Origin of the sequence: Virgibacillus xinjiangensis, assembly GCF_042643145.1 — a bacterium.
Classification (GTDB): Bacteria; Bacillota; Bacilli; order Bacillales; family Amphibacillaceae; genus Virgibacillus_O; species Virgibacillus_O xinjiangensis.
Genome location: NZ_JBHRSA010000009.1, coordinates 1 through 16,452 on the forward strand (window position 1 = coordinate 1; position 16,452 = coordinate 16,452).

At 44.6% G+C, this 16,452-nt stretch carries 17 protein-coding genes and 12 tRNA genes; 2 read left to right on the top strand and 27 right to left on the bottom strand.

From position 1 onward, the window contains the following. Positions 1–140: 140 nt before the first annotated feature. The 13 genes from ACFOGI_RS03355 to ACFOGI_RS03415 all read right to left on the bottom strand — a co-directional run bounded on the left by ACFOGI_RS03355 (position 141) and on the right by ACFOGI_RS03415 (position 2,033). Positions 141–214, bottom strand: a tRNA-Ile gene (locus ACFOGI_RS03355). Between the two features lie 10 nt (positions 215–224). Continuing rightward, positions 225–298, bottom strand: a tRNA-Gly gene (locus ACFOGI_RS03360). A 38-nt stretch (positions 299–336) separates the two neighbouring features. Further along, positions 337–413, bottom strand: a tRNA-Pro gene (locus tag ACFOGI_RS03365). Between the two features lie 3 nt (positions 414–416). Next, positions 417–493, bottom strand: a tRNA-Arg gene (locus ACFOGI_RS03370). Positions 494–551: 58 nt separating this feature from the next. Then, positions 552–635 (bottom strand) — tRNA-Leu (locus ACFOGI_RS03375). A 52-nt stretch (positions 636–687) separates the two neighbouring features. After that, positions 688–772, bottom strand: a tRNA-Leu gene (locus ACFOGI_RS03380). Positions 773–790: 18 nt separating this feature from the next. Further along, positions 791–866: transfer RNA gene (locus ACFOGI_RS03385), tRNA-Lys, on the bottom strand. 13 nt (positions 867–879) lie between these two features. Further along, positions 880–954 (bottom strand) — tRNA-Gln (locus ACFOGI_RS03390). A gap of 4 nt (positions 955–958) precedes the next feature. Beyond that, positions 959–1,035, bottom strand: a tRNA-Asp gene (locus ACFOGI_RS03395). Between the two features lie 24 nt (positions 1,036–1,059). After that, a tRNA-Glu gene (locus ACFOGI_RS03400) sits at positions 1,060–1,131 on the bottom strand. Between the two features lie 8 nt (positions 1,132–1,139). Next, a tRNA-Ser gene (locus ACFOGI_RS03405) sits at positions 1,140–1,230 on the bottom strand. Positions 1,231–1,233: 3 nt separating this feature from the next. Further along, positions 1,234–1,308, bottom strand: a tRNA-Asn gene (locus ACFOGI_RS03410). A 260-nt stretch (positions 1,309–1,568) separates the two neighbouring features. Then, positions 1,569–2,033 carry a SprT family protein gene (locus ACFOGI_RS03415; protein ID WP_390268417.1) on the bottom strand — a complete coding sequence of 155 codons (465 nt, stop codon included), beginning with the start codon at positions 2,031–2,033 and terminating at the stop codon, positions 1,569–1,571. A gap of 216 nt (positions 2,034–2,249) precedes the next feature. Here ACFOGI_RS03415 and ACFOGI_RS03420 point away from each other — a divergent pair, with 216 nt between their 5' ends. Continuing rightward, the gene (locus ACFOGI_RS03420) at positions 2,250–3,713 is read left to right on the top strand and encodes a catalase (protein ID WP_390268420.1); all 1,464 of its coding nucleotides are present in this window, start codon (positions 2,250–2,252) and stop codon (positions 3,711–3,713) included. Between the two features lie 83 nt (positions 3,714–3,796). Here the strand turns inward: ACFOGI_RS03420 and ACFOGI_RS03425 are convergent, their stop codons facing one another. The 14 genes from ACFOGI_RS03425 to acpS all read right to left on the bottom strand — a co-directional run bounded on the left by ACFOGI_RS03425 (position 3,797) and on the right by acpS (position 15,516). After that, on the bottom strand, positions 3,797–5,974 hold the full coding sequence (locus ACFOGI_RS03425) for a Tex family protein (RefSeq protein ID WP_390268423.1): 2,178 nt from the start codon (positions 5,972–5,974) through the stop codon (positions 3,797–3,799). A gap of 195 nt (positions 5,975–6,169) precedes the next feature. Continuing rightward, positions 6,170–6,766, bottom strand: a complete 597-nt coding sequence (locus ACFOGI_RS03430) for a SpoIIE family protein phosphatase (protein ID WP_390268426.1) — start codon at positions 6,764–6,766, stop codon at positions 6,170–6,172. After that, on the bottom strand, positions 6,763–7,554 hold the full coding sequence (sigB, locus tag ACFOGI_RS03435; protein ID WP_390268429.1) for an RNA polymerase sigma factor SigB: 792 nt from the start codon (positions 7,552–7,554) through the stop codon (positions 6,763–6,765). Before sigB ends, ACFOGI_RS03430 begins: the two co-directional genes overlap by 4 nt. Further along, positions 7,526–8,002, bottom strand: coding sequence for an anti-sigma B factor RsbW (gene rsbW, locus ACFOGI_RS03440; protein WP_390268432.1), 477 nt, complete (start codon positions 8,000–8,002; stop codon positions 7,526–7,528). Before rsbW ends, sigB begins: the two co-directional genes overlap by 29 nt. Next, on the bottom strand, positions 8,002–8,334 hold the full coding sequence (locus tag ACFOGI_RS03445) for an STAS domain-containing protein (RefSeq protein WP_390268435.1): 333 nt from the start codon (positions 8,332–8,334) through the stop codon (positions 8,002–8,004). Before ACFOGI_RS03445 ends, rsbW begins: the two co-directional genes overlap by 1 nt. A 126-nt stretch (positions 8,335–8,460) precedes the next feature. Continuing rightward, positions 8,461–9,474, bottom strand: coding sequence for a PP2C family protein-serine/threonine phosphatase (locus ACFOGI_RS03450; RefSeq protein ID WP_390268438.1), 1,014 nt, complete (start codon positions 9,472–9,474; stop codon positions 8,461–8,463). Between the two features lie 107 nt (positions 9,475–9,581). Further along, positions 9,582–9,983, bottom strand: a complete 402-nt coding sequence (locus ACFOGI_RS03455) for an anti-sigma regulatory factor (RefSeq protein ID WP_390268441.1) — start codon at positions 9,981–9,983, stop codon at positions 9,582–9,584. Between the two features lie 2 nt (positions 9,984–9,985). Further along, entirely contained in the window at positions 9,986–10,342 is a 357-nt protein-coding gene (locus ACFOGI_RS03460; protein ID WP_390268444.1) for an STAS domain-containing protein, read from the bottom strand. A 6-nt stretch (positions 10,343–10,348) separates the two neighbouring features. Further along, positions 10,349–11,227 carry an RsbT co-antagonist protein RsbRA gene (locus ACFOGI_RS03465; RefSeq protein WP_390268447.1) on the bottom strand — a complete coding sequence of 293 codons (879 nt, stop codon included), beginning with the start codon at positions 11,225–11,227 and terminating at the stop codon, positions 10,349–10,351. 238 nt (positions 11,228–11,465) lie between these two features. Continuing rightward, a complete protein-coding gene (locus tag ACFOGI_RS03470) occupies positions 11,466–11,825 on the bottom strand; it encodes a type II toxin-antitoxin system PemK/MazF family toxin (RefSeq protein ID WP_390268450.1) in 360 nt (119 codons plus the stop codon). A 4-nt stretch (positions 11,826–11,829) separates the two neighbouring features. Next, the gene (locus tag ACFOGI_RS03475) at positions 11,830–12,120 is read right to left on the bottom strand and encodes a CopG family ribbon-helix-helix protein (RefSeq protein ID WP_390268453.1); all 291 of its coding nucleotides are present in this window, start codon (positions 12,118–12,120) and stop codon (positions 11,830–11,832) included. Positions 12,121–12,513: 393 nt separating this feature from the next. Continuing rightward, positions 12,514–13,533 carry an outer membrane lipoprotein carrier protein LolA gene (locus tag ACFOGI_RS03480; RefSeq protein WP_390268456.1) on the bottom strand — a complete coding sequence of 340 codons (1,020 nt, stop codon included), beginning with the start codon at positions 13,531–13,533 and terminating at the stop codon, positions 12,514–12,516. A 50-nt stretch (positions 13,534–13,583) separates the two neighbouring features. Next, a complete protein-coding gene (locus ACFOGI_RS03485) occupies positions 13,584–15,101 on the bottom strand; it encodes an NAD(P)H-hydrate dehydratase (protein ID WP_390268459.1) in 1,518 nt (505 codons plus the stop codon). Between the two features lie 58 nt (positions 15,102–15,159). Beyond that, on the bottom strand, positions 15,160–15,516 hold the full coding sequence (gene acpS, locus ACFOGI_RS03490; RefSeq protein ID WP_390268462.1) for a holo-ACP synthase: 357 nt from the start codon (positions 15,514–15,516) through the stop codon (positions 15,160–15,162). A gap of 141 nt (positions 15,517–15,657) precedes the next feature. On the opposite strand from acpS, the gene ACFOGI_RS03495 reads away from it, so the two are divergent. Continuing rightward, the gene (locus ACFOGI_RS03495) at positions 15,658–16,428 is read left to right on the top strand and encodes a rhomboid family intramembrane serine protease (RefSeq protein WP_390268465.1); all 771 of its coding nucleotides are present in this window, start codon (positions 15,658–15,660) and stop codon (positions 16,426–16,428) included. Positions 16,429–16,452: the final 24 nt, after the last annotated feature.

The following is a 16,452-nucleotide window of genomic DNA, read 5'->3' on the forward strand; positions in this document are numbered from 1 at the left end:
TTTAATAGAAAAAACGAGTTGTTTCTTCTTGACATACTGGTTGTTTTGTTCAGTTTTCAAAGAGCAAATTTTAACATCAACTTCTTAAGTTTAACACAAGCTCAAAGTTGAGTCAATATCCTTTTTCGCTCAGGGCGAAATGGGCCTGAGTGGACTCGAACCACCGACCTCACGCTTATCAGGCGTGCGCTCTAACCAACTGAGCTACAGGCCCGAATGAAAAATGGAGCGGGTGAAGGGAATCGAACCCTCGTCATCAGCTTGGAAGGCTGAGGTTTTACCATTAAACTACACCCGCAGGCACTAAGGTATATAATGAATATAAATGAAAATCGATGGTCGGGAAGACAGGATTCGAACCTGCGACCCCATGGTCCCAAACCATGTGCTCTACCAAGCTGAGCTACTTCCCGTAATGGCGCGCCCGAGAGGAGTCGAACCCCTAACCTCTTGATCCGTAGTCAAACGCTCTATCCAATTGAGCTACGGGCGCTTAAAGCAACGTTATCCAATGTAACATATCGTCTATGAAGTGTCAATAGAAAATTGAGTGCGGTCGAGAGGACTTGAACCTCCACGGGAAAAATTCCCACTAGGCCCTCAACCTAGCGCGTCTGCCATTCCGCCACGACCGCGTATAATAGTAGTAAGAAAAAATAATTGCCGTGAATATCACAGCAACAGTGATGCGGATGAAGGGAGTCGAACCCCCACGTCCTAAACGGACACTAGAGCCTGATTCTAGCGCGTCTGCCAATTCCGCCACATCCGCATAAAATAGAAAATAATATGGTGAGCCATGGAGGATTCGAACCTCCGACCCTCTGATTAAAAGTCAGATGCTCTGCCAGCTGAGCTAATGGCTCAATAAATTCAAAGTGGCTGGGCTACCAGGATTCGAACCTGGGGTACACGGGATCAAAACCCGATGCCTTACCGCTTGGCTATAGCCCAACAGTGGCGGTCCGGACGGGACTCGAACCCGCGACCTCCTGCGTGACAGGCAGGCATTCTAACCAACTGAACTACCGGACCCAACCTATATTTTTGTAAAAAAGATGACCCGTACGGGATTCGAACCCGTGTTACCGCCGTGAAAGGGCGGTGTCTTAACCACTTGACCAACGGGCCATGTTAGATGGCGGAGAAGGAGGGATTTGAACCCTCGCGCCGCTTACGCGACCTACACCCTTAGCAGGGGCGCCTCTTCAGCCACTTGAGTACTTCTCCGAATGGCTCCACAGGCAGGATTCGAACCTGCGACCGATCGGTTAACAGCCGATAGCTCTACCACTGAGCTACTGTGGAATGTTATACTCTTCGTATAAAACATGCTTCGCTCATGAGGTTTTGAATCTGTGAAGTTCCTGCGAACTTTGTCGCAATTCGTTTTCTGCAACGTTTATTATAATACATTGTTTTTCATCGTCTGTCAACAGTTTCTTTCAAAAATTTATTTGAAAGTCTGTCGCGTTTTGCTGTCATGTCTTGCTTCAAAATGTCAGCTTAATAAATTTATCACGGATGATTCGATTCGTCAATAGATTGTTTTAAAAAATGTATTTTACTCAAGAACCATCTGTAACTGCCGTCAATTTCCCTTTGCATTTCCCACAGGTATACTTTTTTACATCTACACGACGGACTCTTCTATATTCCGTCTTGCATTTAGTGCATCTATATATATGTTTATGTCGATTTTCCTGGGATGGCAGCGGGTTGCAGTGTCTTGGTGAGCCTGTCTGACGAAGCAAACGCTTGAATTCAGGGTCACCATGCCTATAGCCTTTTCCTTCTATATGAAGATGGTAATGGCATAACTCATGTTTAATGATCCCTTCCAATTCGAAGCGGTCCATTTCTTCTGCATATTTTGGGTTCAGCTCCATCAGTTTTTTGGCAGGAATATACCTTCCCCCGGTGGTTCGCAGCCGTGAGTTGAATCTTACTTCATGAAGGAAGGGCTTAGAGAAATATTCCCTGGATAGATGGTCAACTAATTGATGCAGTCCTTTCTGAGTTAACAAGTTCATATTCGTACTACCCTCTTTCTAGGTAATGCTCCTCTTATCATAAAACTTGATTCTTTACTTATCAATAAGTATATGATGACACCATGAGTGACACAAAACAAAAAACCGTTATTTATAATAGATATAAATAAATATTGATTTTTATTTGGGATGTATTATAATTAGATATAGGCAAGAAATTATTTATTATATAGATAAAGGAGAGGGGATCCATCGATGAGTAATGATAGAAAAACACTCACAACCGCTGCCGGTGCTCCGGTAGGGGACAACCAGAATTCCATCACCGCAGGCCAGCGAGGCCCTGTATTAATACAAGACTTCCACCTACTTGAAAAACTTGCGCACTTCAACAGGGAACGCATCCCAGAACGGGTCGTCCATGCTAAAGGTGCAGGGGCTTTTGGCTACTTTGAGGTCACAAACGACGAAATCTCAAAATATACCAAAGCAGACTTTCTTAGTGAAAAGGGAAAACGTACGGACATGTTCATCCGTTTCTCCACTGTAGCAGGAGAACTCGGTTCCGCTGATACAGTACGTGACCCCCGCGGTTTTTCGGTCAAGTTCTACACGGAAGAAGGTAACTATGATTTAGTAGGAAATAATACCCCTATCTTCTTCATCCGTGATGCTATTAAATTTCCGGACTTCATCCATACACAGAAGCGCCATCCAAAAACAGGATTAAAAGACCCTAATATGGTTTGGGACTTTTGGTCACTATCACCAGAATCACTTCATCAGATTACATACCTTCATGGTGACCGCGGAATTCCTGCGACTTACCGCCACATGAATGGATATGGAAGCCATACATTCAAATGGGTGAATGAACAAGGAGAACAGTTCTGGGTGAAGTACCACTTCGTCAGTGATCAGGGAGTGAAAGGGCTGGATCCTGAACTGGCTGATAAAATCGCCGGCGAAAACCCTGACTATCATCGCGAAGACTTGTACAATGCAATTGAAGAAGGTAATCATCCATCTTGGACCCTATATGTTCAGATCATACCTTTCGAGGACTACAAGAACTATAAATGGGACTTGTTCGATGTAACAAAAACTGTTTCCAAGCAAGATTATCCGCGTATTGAAGTTGGGAAAATGGTATTGAACCGAAACCCCGAGAATCACTTTGCTGATGTGGAGCAGGCTGCATTTGCACCAGGACAGTTTGTACCTGGTATTGAGGCTTCTCCGGACAAAATGCTTCAAGGTCGCCTGTTCAGTTATGCGGATGCCCACCGTTACCGTCTTGGTGTGAATAACCACCAGATTCCGGTAAACCGCCCGAAAAATGAAGTGAACAACAACCAGCGTGATGGTTATATGTCCGTAGACGGAAATGGCGGAGGCAAACCAAATTATGAGCCAAATAGCCTGAGCGGTCCGGCAGAAGATCTAACCAAGAAATCCGCCCCGTTTGAAGTAGAAGGTCAAGCCGACAGTGTAGCTTATAATAGTGAGGACCATTATACGCAAGCCGGTGACCTTTACCGTCTGATGAGTGAGGATGAGAAAGCACGTCTTATTAAAAACTTTGCAGACCATATGAGACCTGTTGAGAGCGAAGAAATCAAGCTGCGGCAGATTGAGCATTTCTATAAAGCTGACCCTGAATGGGGAAAAGCAGTTGCCGCAGATTTGGGACTATCCGTTCCAGAAAGTGTAAAATAAATATCAACTACCCAAAAAGGGATAATGCCTGATAGGCATTATCCCTTTTTATGAGAAACCCGCCTGTACCATCGGGTTTTCCCTTACTTCTCACTATTCACCATGGTTAAAGCAATCCTTCCCTTGTCGACATCTACTTGCTCGACCCATACGGTAATGACATCTCCAACCGATGCGATGTCCATTGGATGTTTGACAAAACGATCAGCCATTTTCGAGATATGCACCAAGCCATCCTGTTTGACTCCGATATCCACAAAAACACCGAAATCCACCACATTTCTTACTGTTCCCTGCATTTCCATCCCGGGCTTGAGGTCTTCCAGACTCAAGACATTGCGCTTCAAGAGTGGTTGAGGAAAGTCATCACGCGGGTCCCTTTCCGGGCGGCTCAGGGCTTGAATGATATCGATTAAAGTAGGTTCTCCTATATCCAGTGTCTCAGCCGTCTCCTTTGTATCGAGTGAATGAAGCTGCTCCTGCAACTTCTCCGTACCTATATCCTCTCTTTTACAACCAACAAGATCAAGCAGCTTCTCGGTTTGAGGATAGCTCTCCGGGTGGATTGGAGTACGGTCGAGCGGATGTTCCCCCTCTGGAATACGAAGGAATCCGATTCCCTGCTCATATGTTTTCGCCCCTAGACGCGGTATTTTCTTCAATTGTTTGCGATTCGTAAACTTACCTACTTCATTTCGCTGGTTTACGATATTATTTGCAACTGTCTTACTAAGACCGGCTACATACTGCAGGAGCGATGAAGAAGCAGTATTTACATTGACTCCTACTTGGTTGACAGCTGTTTCTACGACAAAGGACAGAGAATCATTCAACGCCTTTTGGCTGACGTCATGCTGATACTGCCCGACCCCTATGGATTTAGGATCTATTTTTACCAACTCGGCAAGTGGATCCTGTACTCGCCTGGCGATCGAAGCAGCACTTCTTTCTTCTACCTGGAGGTCCGGGAATTCCTCCCTGGCCAATTTGGAAGCAGAATAGACGCTGGCTCCCGCCTCATTGACGATGATATATGGGATATCAAGTCCATTTCCCTGAATGACATCTGCTATGAATTGCTCTGTTTCCCTAGAGGCAGTACCATTCCCTATGGCAATTAATTCGATTTCATGCTTTTTTACAAGTTCCCTCACGATTTTTTCAGCGCCAGCAGTATCCTTTCGTGGGGCTGTAGGATACATCACCGTTACATCCAGTACTTTCCCCGTCTCATCAACTACTGCTATTTTACAGCCCGTACGAAAAGCTGGATCCACTCCTAGTATTTTTTTATCCTTCAATGGCGGTTGCAGAAGAAGATTCTTCAAATTCATGGAGAATACCTCAATTGCCTGTGCTTCCGCCTTTTCAGATAGACTATTTCTTACTTCTCTTTCAATGGAAGGTTGGATCAATCGTTTATAGCTGTCTTCAATAGAGGCCTCTAAAATGTCTTTTGCTTCTTGATTGGCATTTCTTTTGATCAGCTTCTTTAGCAAGAAGCCATGGATTTGCTCGACCGGAGTCTGGATGGATACCTTCAATACCCCCTCCTTCTCCCCGCGATTGACGGCTAAGGTTCGGTGGGAGACCATGGATTTCACCGGTTCATCAAACTCATAATACATCTCATATATGCCTTTTTCATCTTTACTTTTATCTTTCGCTTCGGAATGGACGATCCCTCGTTTAAAGGTCTCCTCCCGGATACAATTTCGGAAGATGGGGTCATCAGATATCCATTCGGCGATTATATCATTAACTCCTTGAATGACATCCTCCACTGAAAGGAGTTGATGATCATCGGATAAATACTCTTCCGCTTCCTGTGAGATATCGACGGATGTTTGATCCCATACCTGCTTTGCCAAAGGCTCCAGACCTTTCTCTTTAGCAATCGCCGCTTTAGTCCGCCTCTTCTGTTTATATGGACGGTAAAGGTCTTCCACCCGCTGCAGTTGGACGGCTTCATTGATCTCGCTTTCCAGCCCTTTTGTCAATTTCCCCTGTTCTTCAATAATCCGAAGAACTTCTTGCTTTCTATTTGCTAGATTCTGGGCATATGACCACTTGTCCTGCACCTCTTTAATTTGCACCTCATCCAGACCGCCAGTTGCCTCTTTGCGGTAACGGGCAATGAAGGGAACGGTGTTTCCCTCATCTAATAGAGCTATTACTTTCTCTACTGTTTTCGTATGTATGTTGGTCTCTTCAGCGACCCATTTGGTCAAATCCACTATATTACCTCCTACAATTTCCATTCGCTATTGTCTTAAGTGCTTTGACTGACTAATTTCCGTTATAAAATAGGACTTCCACGAATATCTAAATGAAATTATATATCCTCTTACCAATAAAAAATAGCATACCAATCACGATCGATTTGGTATGCTATTCCACTTGTCCATTCAGTTTTCTCCCTCTTCGCAAATAGGATGCCGACCTTTGCTCGGGTATCAGCTGTTATAGCGGATTGCAATCAATGTTGTGTCGTCTTCTCTGACTTTATCGCTAACCAATTCGAAGGTTCGTGTAATGTCTTTGACGTTCTTATTCAATAGATACCGTTGGGACAGATCCTTATCTGTTACTCCGTCTGAGAACATAATGAAATTCGTTTGCGGCTCCAATTTCTGCTGCACTACTTTGAAAGGCCTTTGATATCCGGCAAGGTAACCACCATTGGGAATATTACGTTTCTTTTTCTGATCATTGGTTATCGTCATTACGCCAATATTGCCAATGGAAGAAAAAGAAACCCTTTCTGCTCGATAATCCAACTTTAGTATTCCGATTACCACGCCTCTTTTTCCAGATAATTCCTTGTTGCAGATTTTTACGAGCTGTTCCACCGTTGCATGAATATTATCTTTGATAATATCGATTACAATCTGTGAAGACTCCTTGGCATATTCTCCACTTCCCAGACCATCTGCCAGAGCACAGACAAACTCTTCATCGGATTCTGTGTAGAAATAACTGTCACCGCAATAATAATTGCTTTTCTTAGGTCGCTGGAATACAGACACTTCTACTCTACTCGATATTGTCAATCAAATACCTCCGAGCTTTCCGATTGAATGGCCTCACGGAGTTTGCGCAGTGCACGACGCTGGAGTCTGGATACGTGCATTTGGGAAATGCCTAGCATTTCTCCGGTTTCTTTCTGGCTTAGATTATCAAAGTAAGTGCATTGCAGGATTTGCTGCTCTCGTTCAGAGAGGATGGGCAGGACTTTTTCCAGAATCATCCTCTGGTCTATATTCTGGTACCCATCTTCCTCGTTTCCGACTAGGTCGAGGATGGATACCGTACTGCCATCTGAATCAGCCTCTATTTTATGATCTACAGAAAGGGCTTTATAACTCTTGCCCATTTCCATCGTCTCCAATATATCTTCTTCTGAGGCATCCAGATATTCAGCAATCTCTTTCACAGTTGGAGACTTCTGGTTTGCGGTGGTTAGTTCATCCACCGCTTTTCGGATTTTTGGTCCTAGTTCCTTGATTCTTCGGGGGACATGCACACTCCATGTCTTATCACGGATGAAACGCTTGATTTCCCCAATGATGGTAGGGATAGCGAATGATTCAAAGGATTTACCAAAAGATGCATCGTACCTTCTGACTGCTGCCAGCAATCCAATCATCCCGACTTGTACCAAGTCTTCATGGATGGTACTGTTTTTGGAGTATTTTCTGGCGATGGATTCGACAAGATCCTTATACGTGAGTACAAGCCTCTCCTGAACTACTTCATCGGTGGGATCTTCTTGCAGATATTCAATCCATTGGTAAACCTCATCTCTACCTCTATTGTGTGGTTGAGATTTGGTCGTCATCTAAACCCACCTCTGTTTCATTCAGATACTTGGTCATCAGCACTATGACCCCGTAATTGCTCTTAATCTGTACTTTATCCATGAGTGCGTCGATCAGGAACAGACCAAAACCCCCTTCTCTCAGACTTTCGACAGATTCCGTGTTTTTATACGGGCCAATTCCCTCTTTTATTTCATTAAGGTCAAAACTGCCACCATGGTCTGCAACCATCACTTCCAGACGATCATCGTACACTCCAAAGCCGACGGTCACTTCTCCGTCTTCCTGTTCCTGATAGGCATGATCCACTGCATTGGTGATGGCTTCGGAGATTGCCACTTTGAGATCCTCGATATCCTCATAGGAAAAACCCATCCTGTTTGCAATGCCGGAGACACTTAGACGGATGACCCCGACATATTCAGCCTTGGCCGGAACTTTCATCTCCACAAAATCAAATTGTTCCATTATTCACTTCCACCTCGAATCGTTGCGTTAATGTCCATTATTTCATCCAACGCTGTAATTTTGAAAAGGCGGTAGACCCTGTCTTGGATATTTACCAACTTCATCTTGCTGTCATTCTCATTGGTCGACTTGAGGGCACTGATGAAAATACCCAAACCTGTACTATCCATATAGTTGACATTCTCCAGGTCTACCTCCACCGTATGACCGGCATTTCTGGTCAACGGCAGCAGGGTTTCTTTCAGTTTCGGCGCTGTATAAGCATCTATTTCTCCAGACAAGTTTACGATTGATTTATCATTGCCTTCCACAACATTAAGTTCCAAATTCATATTATTAACCTCCTGGATCGCTGATGATATGTAGTAAAGCTAACATATAAGCGAACTGTATCTTATTATTTGCTTCATTTCGTTTTTTACCACATCTCATTACTAAATACCCAACATACCGAGGTTTTAAACTTCCTTCCGTAAAATCAAAAGGGTGAAATCATCTCTCAGCTGAAAATCCTGCAACCGTTCAAAATGTTTAAACACCTGGTTGACCATTTCCTGTGCCGGCAGATGAGCGAATTCCCGTATCACATCCAGTACCTCATCCATCTCGATGAACCGTTCTCCGTCGCGGCATTCTGTCACTCCGTCAGTCAACAGTATGATCATATCTCCTTTATTTATTTCCTGTTCATACTGTCGATATGCCGCATCCGTTGAGACCCCGAGGACCAACCCTCTTGCTTCAATCTCACGGAAAGAATCCGTCTCTGCATTATAGTAGAACCCTGGCTCATGTCCTGCCGAGGCATACCGCAGTTTACTCAACTCCGGCAGATACTGGGCATAGAACATGGTGATGAACATGCTCGGATCCACATTCCTCTCAACTACTCGGTTCAAATTCTTCAATATGGCTTCAGGGGACATGGATTCCTCTGGGTAACTGTCCATGGCGTATTTGATCATGGACATGCATAAAGCTGCTGGTATCCCCTTGCCGATCACATCAGCAATGGCTATGCCGATGGAACCGTCCTTTCCTTTGACAAAGTGATGATAGTCCCCATTCATTTGGTGGGCAGGAACGCTCACCACACCAATGTCCAATCCTTCTACTTCCGGTTTGGATGTACCCAGAAGTGTGTCCTGCATACTAGCAGCTACCGAAATTTCCGATTTCAAAGCAAGCTGCTGTTCTCTCAGCATCTGAATCTCCTGATGAGCCAGTCCATAAGATATCATAGCTTCCAAGAGGAAGTTCATCGAATGTTGAAATTCCTCGGAAAGTCCCGGATATAATTCGGACAGTGCTTGGATATGCAAATTCACTATTTCTTCGGGAAGGATATGGTTTTTGATAAATGATTTACTGACTTGCTCCACTCCGTATAACGACTGTTCATCTTGTGTCTGGATATAATGTTTCAATAAATCCTTATATGTGGCTGCATCTAGTTTAACAACCTCATCCATGGTTCGTTCCTCCCCCCGTTCTACGCTGAACGGCATGTTCCCTGCAATTATGGTTACATTATTCCCATTACAGCAATCAATTCATAGTCTGTCCAACTACACAACAACTATCGAACCCATTTAATTGCTTTTATTCTGGTACCTTTTTCTGCTTCCGACTGTATATCGAATTCATCCATCAGGCGTTTCACACCCGGCAATCCCGCTCCCAGCCCTCCGGATGTGGAATAGCCATCCTGCATGACTTGGCTGATATCCCCGATTCCAGGACCGGAGTCTACAGCAAGCATCGACAGACCTTTATGCTCCATATTATCGATTACTTCGAAGCAAACCTGCCCATCTTCCGCATATAGATATATATTACGGGCCAATTCGGATATCGCTGTAGCAATACGGGCCTGGTCAACTGTACCGAAACCAATTTCTTTTGCTATATCACGGCCCAGTTGTCTCGCTCCGACGATATCCCATTCTTTTTGTATATTTACACATGATTGGGGTTTCATACCTATTCCCCCAGTTCCTGATAAAGTTTAATAAGACCCTGTTCCAGGTCCAACGCAGTTGGGACGTTTTTTAAATGTATACCCAAATCAATCAGGGTCATTGCAACTGCAGGCTGGATACCGGTTAAAACCACTTTGGCCCCCATGAGGTCTGACATTGTCACTACATCGCCTAATACTTTAGCAATAAATGAATCGATGATTTCTACAGAGGTTAAGTCAATGACAACCCCTGAAGCACCGCTTTGATGTATTTTATTTAAAAGATCCTCCTGAAACTGGATGGCTGTCTTATCATCTATTTCTGTCTGTATCGATATCAGCAAATAATTGTTCAGTTTAAGAATAGGTATACGCAATGAAGATCACTCTCCCTGTACTTTCTGTATAGAATTAAGAATTTCATCGATATTGTTATCTTTGTTCTCGATTTCAACGATCTTCCTGTCAGTAAGTTCCAAAGCACGTGTGAATCCTTTTTTCAGTGAGCTTTTTGTCGGGAATTTACTTAAATCGATACCAAGATTCACAATGGTCTGCGCTATCTCCGGACGGATACCTACAAGGATGCACGTTGCTCCTATCAGGCGGACTGCCTCGGCGGCCTGGATGATGTGATGGGCAACCATGGTGTCAACCACAGGGACACCAGTAATATCGATGAGCACTACTTCTGAGCCGTGCTTGATTACGCCTTCCAGCAGATTTTCCATGATGAGCTTGGCTCTCTCCGTATCCACCGTACCGATCAAAGGCATGACCGTAATGCCTTCTGTAACAGGAATAAGTGGTGCAGACAGCTCTTGCAAGGCTACTCGCTGCAAGGAAACAATATGCTCCCAACTGCCGGAATACTCATTGACCAGCTCGCGTATAATAGGTTCCACCCATTTATCAACGCTCATCAGCACTTCGGAGATGAAATTGGAGTCCACCTTTTCAGACTGACTCAGTATATAATCAATCGTCACTCTCCTGAAGACTTGAAGACCGTCGGTAATATAACTTAGTGGCCAGCCAAGGTTTATTATTTTCTCAGAGAAGTTCTCCACAGTAGAGGTGGCGCCCTGACTTTTAATACTGGTAAATATGACATTGACAAATTCACGGTTGGTGCTTTCAAAAAGTTCATCGGAAATTGTCGCCGTATAATTTCCATCCTTCAAAGAATCAATCTCTTCCAGCCACATTTGAACTATGGTGTCGCTATTATCTAACGCGATACGCTTAAATTTCTCGTTCATGATATTCCCCTTCCACTTCCTGATTGATTATGGCAATTGTCACATGCCCGCACATTTCGTGCAAATAATACTTTTTTCTCCCGCAAAACCATCATTTTAATGTTAATGTTTATTGTATCATAAATTCAAGTATACACTTAACGAAAGCAATCATGACATTCCGTCCACAATGCGGCACCGTGTCTGTCCTGCATCAACACATTAAAAGACCCCTTGCAATTATTTACAAGGGGTCTGCCTATTGATCATACAAATCTTTAAGTCCTAGACTTATTTCTAATGCCTGATCTATCTTTTTCATCATTTCTTTATCCAACTTCGTTATCTTATCCGTTAGACGCTGCTTATCCAGAGTCCGTATCTGTTCCAGCAATATAACGGAATTGCGGTCAAATCCATAGCGCTTTGCATCTATTTCTACATGTGTTGGTAGCTTTGCTTTCTGTATCTGCGCTGTAATTGCCGCCACGATGACGGTGGGACTAAAGCGATTGCCTATATCATTTTGCAGGATCAATACCGGGCGTACGCCTCCCTGTTCTGATCCGACCACAGGGGAAAGATCGGCGAAATATACTTCGCCTCTTTGCACGATCAAGTTGTTACACCCCGATCACAGTGCGCTCTGAGGTGTGGACAGCCTCCTCTTCAGCTTGAAAAGCTTCTGAAGCAATTGTAAGGTTGATCCGTCCCATTTCTTCGTAACCCTTTTGCATTGCTTCGCGGAAATGCTGCACATGTTCTTCTTTCTTGTGCTGCAAATAGCTCTTTGTCGCCTGGCATATGAAATCACTTAAGTCGCTGTTCTCGTATTTCATAACTCCATCCACCTCATCCAATAGGTTTGTTGGTAATTTAACTAATATCTCCTGTAGACTCTCTGACAAAACCATACACCTCCGCCAACTGATGAACGATCTCTCTGAAATTCATTTTTAATCATATCATTGAAGATGGACTATTGCAAAGGGGTATCGCGAGATTTTTGAAAAAATCTTTGTTTTTGTCGTTTAGCTTCTTTTTTGAGGTGGTATATACAAATTGTTTGAAAGACTTCCGCCGGGCAATCAATATATAGATGAAATGAATGCAGAAGATCCGCGGCAGAATTCCTCCTCCCACCATTATTGTCATCCCTTCTTTATTTCATAACACTCCAATTAAATATATGCTCTTACTTGCCAAACATGCATGGTGTCTGATAAATGCTATAGGTTTCAGAGCAAAAATAAGAGCAGACCTCCTCTCCACAGCAGGAGTGTCTGCTAGTTGTCCAATTTTCCACTTTATTTCACTTCTCTGCCTTGCACCGACCTGGCTACTTCAATGAACTCCTCCCGTGTCAAGTCTTCACTGGCTACGGTATAATCCACTCCATTGTGGTGCCACTCGATCCTATTATCTGTTATTGCGGCAACTGCCGCTCCCAGATTTACAATGTCTCCGTTAACCGGCTCAGGAGAGGAAAGAGTCGGTAGGGTCTCTGCCGTCTCTTCTATCAAGGTGAAATTTTTCTCCCCAGTATACGTCATGATCACCCTTTTGCCGTTATCCAAATCTACTTCTTTTTCTTCCTCCAACTCAGCTCCTGCGGCGAATGTCGGATAAACGACTTCCATTGTATCCTGATCCCCTTGACCCGATACAGGCGTGTCACTTGCCGATGTAGTCATGTTTTTATCCATAGAGAAGTCATCTTCTCCGAATTCCGGATCCATTTCAAACTCTGAAAAACTGACTTGAACGAGAGCATTCCTGTCTTTATCCATCACTTTTACAAGTGTTGGTGTATAGTTGTCCTTATCGATATGGATCTCCTGGTATGGCAAATTGTTGTTGCTCTGATAGTTCGTTTTGGTCGTGAAGATATAATGGGTATCCGTTGCCTCGAAGGAAGCTTCCTCATCTGTAGAGACATCATTCACAAGCGATTGGTATAAATAAGGCTGACTTGAATTCTCCGGCCATTCTGATTGAAACTTGAAGCTTTTGTTCAGTGCCGGAGTCAATACGAACACACCGTCTTCATTTTTCAGAATGATTTGGTTCCCTTTTTCCTCTTGGTCACTTGTTAACGAGACACGGTACATATCCTCTTTCTTGTGCCATATATCAATCTGGAACACCTGGTCTTCCTGCCCTGTACTCATTACCATCTCTGCTTTCGCCTTATATCCCGACATATCCTCCAGGTTATCCTGCAGTTTCGAAACGACATCCTCCTGCGATTTTTCTCCACAGGCTGCCAGTACAAACACCAGTCCCAACATCATTATCATCATATTGCGTATACTCTTCATTGACATATCTCCCTTGTTGTCTCAGTCAAACATTAGGGAACATTGCCACGCATACATCAAGAAATCGCACGATAGACCATCGATATGCCCTCAATAACGTCCGTCGCCATCAAATCATGGCAGGCACGACTGTTTTCCACCATCCAGTCAGCTGCCGCACCGTGGACAAAACATGCATTGCACAGTGCCTGGAATATTCCTTGTTCCTGCATGACCATGGCATGGACGATTCCCGTCAATACATCACCACTTCCACCCTTGGCAAGCCCCGGGTTGCCAGTGTCGTTCACTGCCTGTCGTCCATCAGGGGCTGTAATGAGGGTATGTCTTCCTTTTAATATCACATACACATTGTACTTCTCTGCAAATTCCGCCGATAGTCGGAAAGGGTTTTTCAGCACTTCCGGAATGGATACATCCATCAATTCAGCCATTTCGCCCGGATGGGGCGTCAGTACAGTTGGGTGCTCTCTTTGGGCCAGTTGATCGAGCAGCGGCTTCACATGATAAAACCCATCGGCATCCACGATCAGTGGACCATTGGTATCCTGAACGGCATGACGGAAAGCTGCAGCACTCCGGTTGCTGCGTCCCATTCCGACACCAATCGCCACCGCGTCATAATCACTAACGGAAAGATCTGGATCATCCGTCAAGTAGCCGTCCGATTCCGGAACAGGCTGATACATAGCCTCCACGCAATGAGAAGCGATCATCCGTATGACTGTTTCAGAGCTCGCAACCGTCAATAAGCCAGTCCCTGCCTTCAGCGATGCTTTTGCTGCCATGGCTATCGAACCCGGCATTTTGGAGCTGCCTCCAATGATCAGCCCTTTTCCATGCTTCCCCTTATGAGCATACTTCTCCCGCTCCGGCATCGTCTCTCGGTACTGCTCTTCACCCCACAACTCTCTGCTAGAGCACATAGGGAATGAACTGGCGGGGAATCCAATATCCACCTTTTCCCAACCCCCATAATAAGGACTCGTGCTCTCCAGGAAAGCCGTCATTTTGGCTGCTCCTACCATATAGGTATAGTCTGCCTGCACTGATTGGAAGTTGGAGATGCCTTCGTCTGCCGGCAGACCAGAGGGCACGTCCACTGCAATTACGGTGGCATCGGATTGATTGATTCGCTCAGCAATATCGGATATCGGTGCCCGTAATTTGCCCGAAATTCCTATTCCTACCATTGCATCCACGATCACATCGGTTTCATCCAAGCGACTCACCAAATGGCCATGGTCATCTGACGAAAACACTCGCCCGCCGTAATTCAAATAAAGAAGTTTGTGATAATGGGCATCCCCGGTGATTTTTTGATCCGGAACTACCTGGAATACCTGGACATCATACGACCTGTTGTATAACGTCCGGGCGATGACAAAGCCGTCTCCTCCATTATTGCCAGCCCCTGCAAACACAGTAATTTTGTTTGATTTGTCCATGAACTTTTCCATTCTTCCGCTGATGGCCCTTCCCGCGTTTTCCATGAGAATCTTCCCGTCCAACCCTGCTTCATGCATCGTGTAATGGTCAATATCGTACATTTCTTTTGCGGTGACAATAAACAACTTGTTCCCTCCTACCCGCACTAAACTATATGAGACAACCTAAGCAAATATGCAACTGTCATTCCTCGATGATCACTTGAGCCGCAGCATAATCCATACTGTGCGTAATGGATACGAACAGCTGATTTTGTTCATACCCCCGCACATGGAGAACAGGCGCACCATCTTCCGTAGAGGAGGTTTCTATATGCTGGAAACTCAGTCGCCCGATGCCTTTTCCTGCGGCCTTAGCCATAGCTTCTTTTGCTGCAAACCTCCCAGCAAGGTACTCTGCCTGCCTGCGTGGGCTTGCCAATTCATCGAACTTCTTTCTTTCTTTTGCAGTGAGGATCCTGTCGGCCAGGCGTGTCCCCCTGTTCAAACTTCTGTCAATCCGTCTGATTTCCACAATATCCAAACCGATCCCTTTTATCATCCTGCTCCATTCCTTCCTGAGTAATATCTCAAGCCGAGGATTCTCGAGTACTTTCAGTTGGTTATAAGATCCATCTTTTATTATTATAATAATAGAAACAGGTAAATAAAAAAATAAAAATTCATTTGCAGGAGGATCTGCATGTTCATCCGTAACGAAAAGAGCATCAAAGAATTCATCCAATTATATCCTGTCACAGGAATTCTAGTGATCATCAATCTTTCCCTTTGGCTTCTGATCAACTTTCTGCAGCTCCCTATCGGGCAGTCTATCTATCAATGGGGTGTGGGGAGCAACTTCTTTATTGAGCATGGCCAGTACTGGCGACTTGTAACGCCTATTTTCCTTCATGGTAATCTCATGCACGTACTATTCAATTCATTTGCCCTTGTTCTCTTTGGCCCTGCTCTAGAACAAATGATGGGAAAATGGAAGTTCGTTGCAGCCTATCTCGGCGCGGGAATAGCAGGCAATATCGCTACCTACTTGCTCGGCCCAGCGTCCATCATGTACACGCACCTAGGCGCCTCCGGAAGCATTTATGGACTCTTTGGGTTGTATCTGTATCTCATCATCTATCGCAAACATCTGATTGATCCAGGCAGCAAACAGATTGTCCTGGTTTTTCTGCTGATCGGGGTAATGATGACTTTCCTGCGACCGGGGATCAATGTCCATGCCCATATTTTCGGTTTAATCGGGGGTTTTGTGCTGGGTACTATACTTCTTTCGAACGCAAGCCCTTATTCCCCTTGGAGAAACAGGCCCCATTTCCGTCACGCAGAAGAAAACGATATAGGATTCGACCCAAACCGCTGGAAGAAAAAACGTATGGACCCAACGACAAAAAAGAGAATTATTTGGGGCATCGTCATTTTGCTTTTCTTAATCGCCTGGTGGAACAGAATGTGAAGTATGATGGGAAGTCAGAGGCAG